Genomic DNA, 639 nt, shown 5'->3' with positions numbered 1-639 from the left:
CGCTTCCAGGGCGAGGTCACCGTCGAGGGCAACACCCTGATCGTCAACGGCAAGAAGATCCGCCTGACGCAGGAGCGCGACCCCGCCAGCCTCAAGTGGGACGAAGTGGGGGCCGACGTGGTGCTCGAATCCACCGGCCTCTTCCTCACCAAGGAGACCTGCCAGAAGCACCTCGACGCCGGCGCCAAGAAGGTGATCATGTCGGCGCCCAGCAAGGACGACACCCCCATGTTCGTCTACGGCGTGAACGACAAGAAGTACGCCAACGAGGCCATCATCAGCAACGCCAGCTGCACCACCAACTGCCTGGCGCCGCTGGCCAAGGTGCTCAACGACAAGTGGGGCATCAAGCGCGGCCTGATGACCACCGTGCACGCCGCCACTGCCACGCAGAAGACCGTGGACGGCCCGAGCAACAAGGACTGGCGCGGCGGCCGCGGCATCCTCGAGAACATCATCCCCTCCAGCACCGGCGCGGCCAAGGCGGTGGGCGTGGTCATCCCCGAGCTCAACAAGAAGCTCACCGGCATGAGCTTCCGCGTGCCGACCTCCGACGTGTCGGTGGTCGACCTCACGGTAGAGCTGGTGAAGGAGGCCACGTACAAGGAGATCTGCGCCGAGATGAAGGCACAGAGCGAA

General features: G+C 65.1%; 1 protein-coding gene. It reads left to right on the top strand.

Annotated elements, in window-relative coordinates; all coding sequences use genetic code 11:
* Positions 1-639: type I glyceraldehyde-3-phosphate dehydrogenase (locus tag AC3A6X_RS36395; RefSeq protein WP_487846716.1), on the top strand; the 639-nt coding region annotated here is incomplete at both ends.

This window comes from Variovorax sp. Soil_C_12 (assembly GCF_057657375.1).
The sequence above is the reverse complement of the archived record's forward strand: the minus strand, read 5'-3'. Positions and strand labels throughout refer to the sequence as shown.